Consider the following 6788-nt stretch of genomic DNA (forward strand, 5'->3'; position numbering starts at 1 on the left):
GGTGGTTTGTTCCGCCAACTTGGTCGTGTCGCTCACGCCTCACCTCGCTTCGTGCGAGTCGCGAGCCACAACTCTACGTCCCGTTCGAGCCAGCCAACGGCACGAACGCCGAGTGCGATTGGCTGGGGAAACGTTCCTGCCTGAATTCGGCGATAGATTTCGCTCTTGCTCAAACCGACACGCTCAATAAGCGGTCGCATGCGGACGACTCGATTGCCGGACGTTGACGACAGATTTTCCATTCAAGCTCCTCATCTCTAGGGACCGTGCGGGACTGCACGGGCTAGTACGGAGCTTGAAGCGAGATACGCGACTACCGTATCGATAATCGCGTTTCGGTTGCGTCAAACAAGACGATCGATACATCAGTCGCGTTTTTCATGCTTTAACCCACTGAGCCAGTTCCGCTTTACCTTGCGCACGTGATCTGCCGTAACACCAAGTCGCGCGGCGATCTCTGAGCAAACATGACGACCTTGGATATCTTCGCCATTGCGCCGCCGTCGAGTCAGTTCAGCCGAGATCTTCGTATTTGTCGCCCCTGCAAGCCGGGCCGCTTGGGCTGGCTTGATAGCCTTGCGTCGTTTTTGCTTAGCTTGTTCTTGTCGCTCTCGTTGCTCCACCTGAAGCGTGGCAAAGCGGGCCTGCAATACGTCATGCTGCTCGGTAATCTCTGCAATCTGCATATGCAACGCATTGATTCGCCCTACGAGCGCGGTCTCGGTCTCACGTCGCGCGTAGTGCACAACAGCTTCCAACGCGCGCCCGTTGAAAAGCTCGTGTTTCATCAACTCTTGGGCCGCGCGGGGATTACCCGAATCGACGCATTTGACCAGCAGACCCGCGAGCAATCCTATCGCTTCGCCTACCGGGACATTCGGCGGGATGAGGTCCCGCATTTGGCCGAACGGGCTTTCGCCTTGGGCGGCTGCAAACGGTTGTGACGCCCTACGTTGTGCCGCAGCGGCTGCGAACGATCGGAGAGTTCGAGCAAGCGGACTTGCACGCCGGGCACGAAGGCCTGGACGTGCTGACTTCATTAAATTTGCGTGAGATTTGTTTGAACTAGTCAATGGTGCACCCTTCTGTGCCGCCACCTTCCAAAGAGTGCCGAGCCAGCCGGCGAAGGTGTCCGGTTTTCGGGTGGCCGCCCTAGGCTCTGCGATCGATATTTTCTCACGGTTGGTTGCGCTTTCGGTTGGCTATATCGGGGGAGGCGTCGACTTGGTGGCACTCAACGTTCGAGGTGTATCAGGAGCGTGAATCTCCGTTGTTTGGAAAAATTGACCTGCATCAGATTTATGAAAATCGCCATGAAATCAGTCTCGTGTAGGAGTCGGACTTAACTGTCGCAATAGTCGCTGTATTCACGAAGGTATATCCGGGGCAATCCGACTCCGCGCGAAAGAGGTTCCTTCGAGTCAAGCTTGTATCGAATAGTTATTTATCTAATTGACGAATGATGTTGGCTCTGGCAACGTATGTTGGCTTGATTTCGATAATAACCTGAAGTTGCCAGGAGGCCACTCAATGAAGCTAACCAAGGTTCAGATACATAATTTTCGAGCTATTCATGATGCGACGTTTGTCATGAAGAGCTATGGTCTTCTGGTCGGGGCGAACAATGCGGGGAAAAGTAGTGTTATTGATGCAATCCGAGCCTTTTATGAAAAGGATGGTTATAAATTTAAGGCGGGAACCGATTTTCCGCATGTTAAACCCAAGGATGCCGAATCTTGGATTGATCTTACTTTCAGTTTGACAAAAGATGAGTTTGCATCTTTGGCTGACGATTACAAGTTTGCTGATGGAGTATTGCGAGTCCGTAAATATTTTTCGACTGAGCTAAAGATGCACGACGGAAAATCTGCGACTGGTGCGATATTTGGATATAAGGTCGATGGAACAATTTCTGACGAGCCGTTCTATGGTGCCAAGAATGTGCAGAGCGGGAAGTTCGGGGATTTAATATATATACCTGCTATTAGTAAGGTTGATGAGCATGCCAAGCTTAGCGGGCCTTCTGCATTGCGAGATCTTCTTAGTGATATTATGAGCGATGTGGTGGAGGGGGGTGCTGCATATGCGGAATTTTCAAAAAATGTAAAAGCATTTTCAGATGCTGTCCGGGATGAGAAGACGGCTGATGATCGTTCGTTATCCGGTTTTGAGGCGGAGTTGAATGAAATGCTGAAGCCTTGGGATTCGGCATTTCAATTGAAGTTTCCTGCGCCGACGGCGCCGGAAATTGTCAAGTCGATGCTTGGATGGGACTTGCTAGATCTTTTTCACGGTAAAGAGCAAGGGATTGATTATTATGGATCAGGATTTCAGCGTCATTTCATTTATTCTCTCATTCAGCTAGGGGCGCGTTATACAGGGAAGAAGGCAGGGAAGAAGGTGAAAGACTTTTCGCCTTCACTAAACCTAGTATTATTCGAAGAACCTGAAGCCTTCTTGCATCCACCTCAGCAGGAGGTGCTGGCGCGCAATTTGGCACTCGTCGCCGAAGCCGAAAACTGGCAGGTATTGGTGGCGACCCATTCTGCCAATTTCGTTAGTAAGAATGCGCAAGATATTCCTGCGATAACTCGATTGTGCCGAAAGGGTGGAATTACTTGCACGTATCAAATTGACGAGGCTGCTTGGGATGAGTTGATTGACGCTAATCAAGTGATTGCGGAGATTGCGAAGAAATACCCTAAGATGGAAAAGAGGCTTCACGCGGATGATGCAAGGCCGGAAATGGAGGCGGTAAAGCATTTTCTCTGGCTTAATCCTGATCGGTCTGCGATTTTCTTTGCGAATCATGTCTTGTTGGTTGAGGGTGCAACCGAGGTTGCATTAATCAATCGCCTTGTCGGCCTCGGTAAAGTCTCTGGTGCGGACTGCGGGGTGTACGTCTTGGACTGTTTGGGAAAATACAACATTCATCGGTTTATGAATCTGCTGTCTCGTTTGGGTATATCTCATTCGGTAATTCATGATGATGATAATAATAAGGGTGAGCACGGAGATCTCAATAAATTAATTGTGGATTCGGCTGATGCGAACTTTACCAAATCAATAATTCCGGTTGCCGGAGATGTCGAGACTTTGCTTGATATTCCAAAGGCTGGATCCGATCATCGGAAACCTCAGCATGTGCTTTTTCTTTTGGAAACGAGTCAGATAGCAGAGGAAAAGTTGAGCGCCTTCTGTCAGGTCGTGGAAAAATCTTTAGTTAGCTAGACGGGACAACAATGGATAATACGTCGAGGATTAACGCCGAGTGGGTTACTTTGAATGCTGTCCGTGGCATGACAAAGCTTGCTGCGAAAGGCGATATTGGAAAAACGACTTACGACAATGCGCTTGAACTTGGTGGGGAGCTTTATCCGGAATTACTGGGCCCAGGGACAAGTATTTTGCGGCGAGAGCGGGAAAGTGATACGACCAAGGAATTTCGCCAGAGGGCCAGGCTGCGTGGTATTAAGGAAAATATTGTGATAAATCCGCTCGATCTTGTTCGTGAGGTGATCGCGGAGGAAAAAGATTTGCTCGAAATTGAGAAGCAGAATAGAGCCAACAGAGGGAGTGTGGATCAAATTAAGCGCCGACTCGCCGCCCTTCTTGCGACGGAGAAAGAGTTAAATCCGGTGTCTCATACTGAGAATCAACTTATATTTAGAGATGCATTGGCGGTTCATAGAACGGTTCCGGCCATGAGTTCTGGACGTGCTTATCGAGATTTCGAGCTTCCGGATTCAAATATTTTGCGCGTTAGGGTCTTGCATCCTGATAGGCCAGAGCACATCACTGGTGCTGATATAATTTATGAGAGACATAGTCCCGGAGAGGAGGGTGCTAGTATTGTTGCCGTGCAGTATAAGATCTGGGAAAAGAGGGTGATGTATTTGACGGATCCGAGAATGCTCGGACAATTGGATCGTCTTAGGAAATTCACGTGCGACGAAAGTATTTGTACGCAACAACCGAATTCGAATTCATATCGATTTCCATGTTGCGCATCTTTTCTGAGACCCACTGACAAACTTCAGAAGGCTGATCAAGGGTTCATTTCCTCCGGGCAGCATCTTCCTATCTGCAGAATCGACGAATGTAAGAGCTTTGGGGAGCGCGGTAGCCCAATTCTCGAATACAAAAATATGCGAGATATATCTCTCTCTGGTGAGATGTTTGAAGGGCTTTTTAATACCGGCAAAATTGGCTCAAGAAGGTTGGGCTATGGTGAACTCCAGAGGCTGTATGAGGCATATGAAGTCGAGTCCGACGAAAGCACGGTTGTGATTTACGCGCAAGAATTTGCAGATAATGCCGAGCCTTAAATTGGTAGTCGTATTTCGCGCCATGTTTATCTCGGAAGCTTCCAGTCAATAGTAGTGGCTTCACTGGCACGCATATTTACGGATTCGATCTTGTGCCTTCGGGGCCGTTACGACGTGAGCGTTCGAGACAATATCTTTCACGGATCGGTGATCGTTTCAGTTTGCGTTCCCGATCCTAGTACCGACACGCCGGCAAGTTCAATTGGACCCGAGGTACCAAAATCAATTCGGACAAGAGGGCCTGTACGAAACCGATCCCTTACGGACATGGGTGCGTAGATATGTCCGAAAATAACGGTTTCATATTTTCGGACATGATGTATGATTCGGACATCCATTTCGAACATACTAAGAGTGCAGCATGTCCCGGACCTTCGCATACGCCCGCGTCAGCACGACCGACCAGACGGCAACTAATCAACTTCGCGAGATCGAAGCGGCCGGCTTCTCCGTCGACAAGCGTCGGGTTATTACGGAAAGCATTTCCGGAAGTGTCAGCGCGGACCAGCGACCGGGGTTTGCGGAACTGCTTCTCAAAATGGAAGAAGGCGACGTGCTGATCGTTACGAAGCTCGACCGACTTGGTCGAAACGCGATGGACGTGCGCGCAACTGTGGAAGCTTTGGCGCGTCGCGGTATCCGAATTCATTGCCTTGCTCTTGGCGGGGTCGACCTGACCAGTGCTGCTGGCCGAATGACGATGCAGGTCTTGAATGCCGTTGCCGAGTTTGAGCGCGACTTGTTGATCGAGCGGACGCAGGCTGGTATCGCGCGAGCAAGAGCGGACGGGAAAGCGATGGGCCGTCCGTCTGTACTGACCAAGCAACAGCAGAACGAGGTGCGACAGCAACTGAGCGAAGGGACGAGCGTGGCGAGTCTCGCAAAGCGCTACGGCACAAGCCGTCAGACGATCATGCGGGTGCGCGACGCTGTGTAAGCCAAGACTTGATCTCTCAGTCAGCGTCGAATCAGGTGAGATTGCTTCGCCGTCGCTTCATCACGGGCCGTGATCCCCCGGAAGCGTCGTTTGAGCTTTTGAACTGTCGACGACAGCTTTCCAATTCAAGTCCGGACATTGGCTCGTAGAGGAATCTTTGCTATTTCTCGGCCGTGCCCGAGCTCAATAGGGCTCCCATTTGAGTCTACCGGACGGCGCAAGTCATGACCGGCTACTGCATAGGGCAACTCGGAGTATCAACCTTAGGTGGTGGTCGTTTTGCGATCTGGCATGCTCTAAACTTAGCGGTCCACGGCTTCGAATACCGACAATGAACTTCACGGTGCTCTTCGCTTTTGCAAATCTTGCCGGCCTCGCTTTAGCCTTCGCGGGCGCGGTTCTAACGATTATTTACGGCTTGCCTAACCTCGACGTGCTCAACGAGGGCTCGTACGTGGCGATGGAGACAACAGAGCGAGCTCGACGATACCAGAGACGTTCAAAGCTCGGGCTTTGTCTGATCGCGGCCGGATTCTTTCTCCAAGTGCCGTCAGCTGTGTCCGTCCTGACGCATTCGCCGGCGGCGGGGCCGGTGCGTATAGCAGACGTGTCCGCACTCGTGTCGATCTGCAAGGATATCGCTCTAGCGATCGCCGGCGCCGTCACTGCGACAGTGGCCTGGAAAGGTTTGAACAACTGGCTTAGGGAGTTGCGGGGAAGGACGCGCTTCGACGCCGCGTTGAGTCTAATGCGCGCTGCGTACGCGCTGCGTGAGGCAGTTGCCAATTGCCGCGCGCCACTCATTGTCGCAGGCGAATTTCCCGCCGAATATCGCGAGAGCCAGTCCTTCGGCCGTGAGACTCGTTGGGATGAAAAGGTGCGGGCCTACGCTCATGTTTTCGCTGCCCGGTGGTCCCCGGTTGGCGCAGCTATGACAGAGTTCGAAACAAGGAGCCTCGAAGCCGAGGCAATATGGGGTGGCGACGTCAGGCTGCTAACCCGCGAACTGGTTGATTGTGTCGTATTGTTGAACGCGGCGACGGAGAGCTACATGGATGACTTGCGCAGCGAAGGGGAGATCTTCAAAGCGGATCGCGAATTCGGACGCAAAGTGAGGTCGGAGGTTTTTGCTTCGCGCGGCGCAACAGACAACGAGCTTACAATCCGGATTTCCAAAGCGTTAGATGCGCTAGAGCAATTCGCGCAGCCCTCGCTCAGATAGCAGCCTACCTGTCTAGTTTCGTTCAAATCGGAGCTGGGCGCGCCCCTGCAGCAGGAGGCTCAGCGTTCCGATTGCCGGTCGGCATCGAAACCGCGGTTCGCCAGCTTTCACCCATCTACAATCCGTCTCGCGAGCGCCGGTCAATGGCTGCTCGTTACGCGTATCAGCCATCTGAACCGACATTCGCTTACTCGGAGCCGCCTGCGTTTTCTCGACCCATTGTCGTTCGCGACTGTCGCGTCCTGCCCACGGCCTGCGGTAATCTAAACCTTCATTCCCCCTCGATTTCGATAACAAAACT

Annotated in this window: 6 protein-coding genes; 5 read left to right on the plus strand and 1 reads right to left on the minus strand. The window is 51.8% G+C overall.

All coding sequences use genetic code 11. The features are described 5' to 3' along the window. Nucleotides 1–32: 32 nt before the first annotated feature. Entirely contained in the window at nt 33–242 is a 210-nt protein-coding gene (locus tag AC3IFE_RS21315) for a helix-turn-helix transcriptional regulator (protein WP_038712376.1), read from the minus strand. Nucleotides 243–467: 225 nt separating this feature from the next. Between AC3IFE_RS21315 and AC3IFE_RS21320 the strand changes: the two genes are divergently transcribed. The 5 genes from AC3IFE_RS21320 (at nt 468) to AC3IFE_RS21340 (ending at nt 6487) form a co-directional block, all read left to right on the plus strand. Next, nucleotides 468–944: a hypothetical protein gene (locus AC3IFE_RS21320; protein WP_186223666.1), complete on the plus strand. Its 477-nt coding sequence runs from the start codon at nt 468–470 to the stop codon at nt 942–944. 586 nt (nt 945–1530) lie between these two features. Then, entirely contained in the window at nt 1531–3231 is a 1701-nt protein-coding gene (locus AC3IFE_RS21325; RefSeq protein ID WP_186223665.1) for an ATP-dependent nuclease, read from the plus strand. 11 nt (nt 3232–3242) lie between these two features. Further along, nucleotides 3243–4328: a hypothetical protein gene (locus AC3IFE_RS21330; protein WP_186223664.1), complete on the plus strand. Its 1086-nt coding sequence runs from the start codon at nt 3243–3245 to the stop codon at nt 4326–4328. A gap of 361 nt (nt 4329–4689) precedes the next feature. Beyond that, nucleotides 4690–5265 carry a recombinase family protein gene (locus tag AC3IFE_RS21335; protein WP_334000804.1) on the plus strand — a complete coding sequence of 192 codons (576 nt, stop codon included), beginning with the start codon at nt 4690–4692 and terminating at the stop codon, nt 5263–5265. A 331-nt stretch (nt 5266–5596) separates the two neighbouring features. After that, complete coding sequence (locus AC3IFE_RS21340) at nt 5597–6487, plus strand: hypothetical protein (RefSeq protein ID WP_334000802.1); 891 nt, start codon at nt 5597–5599, stop codon at nt 6485–6487. Nucleotides 6488–6788: the final 301 nt, after the last annotated feature.

Source organism: Burkholderia sp. APQ4-4ca (genome assembly GCF_057837105.1).

Coding starts and splice junctions, on each gene's coding strand:
- AC3IFE_RS21315 (WP_038712376.1), bottom strand. CDS start 242: ATGGAAAATCTGTCGTCAACGTCCGGCAATCGAGTCGTCCGCATGCGA.
- AC3IFE_RS21325 (WP_186223665.1), top strand. CDS start 1,531: ATGAAGCTAACCAAGGTTCAGATACATAATTTTCGAGCTATTCATGAT.
- AC3IFE_RS21320 (WP_186223666.1), top strand. CDS start 468: ATGACGACCTTGGATATCTTCGCCATTGCGCCGCCGTCGAGTCAGTTC.
- AC3IFE_RS21335 (WP_334000804.1), top strand. CDS start 4,690: ATGTCCCGGACCTTCGCATACGCCCGCGTCAGCACGACCGACCAGACG.
- AC3IFE_RS21330 (WP_186223664.1), top strand. CDS start 3,243: ATGGATAATACGTCGAGGATTAACGCCGAGTGGGTTACTTTGAATGCT.
- AC3IFE_RS21340 (WP_334000802.1), top strand. CDS start 5,597: ATGAACTTCACGGTGCTCTTCGCTTTTGCAAATCTTGCCGGCCTCGCT.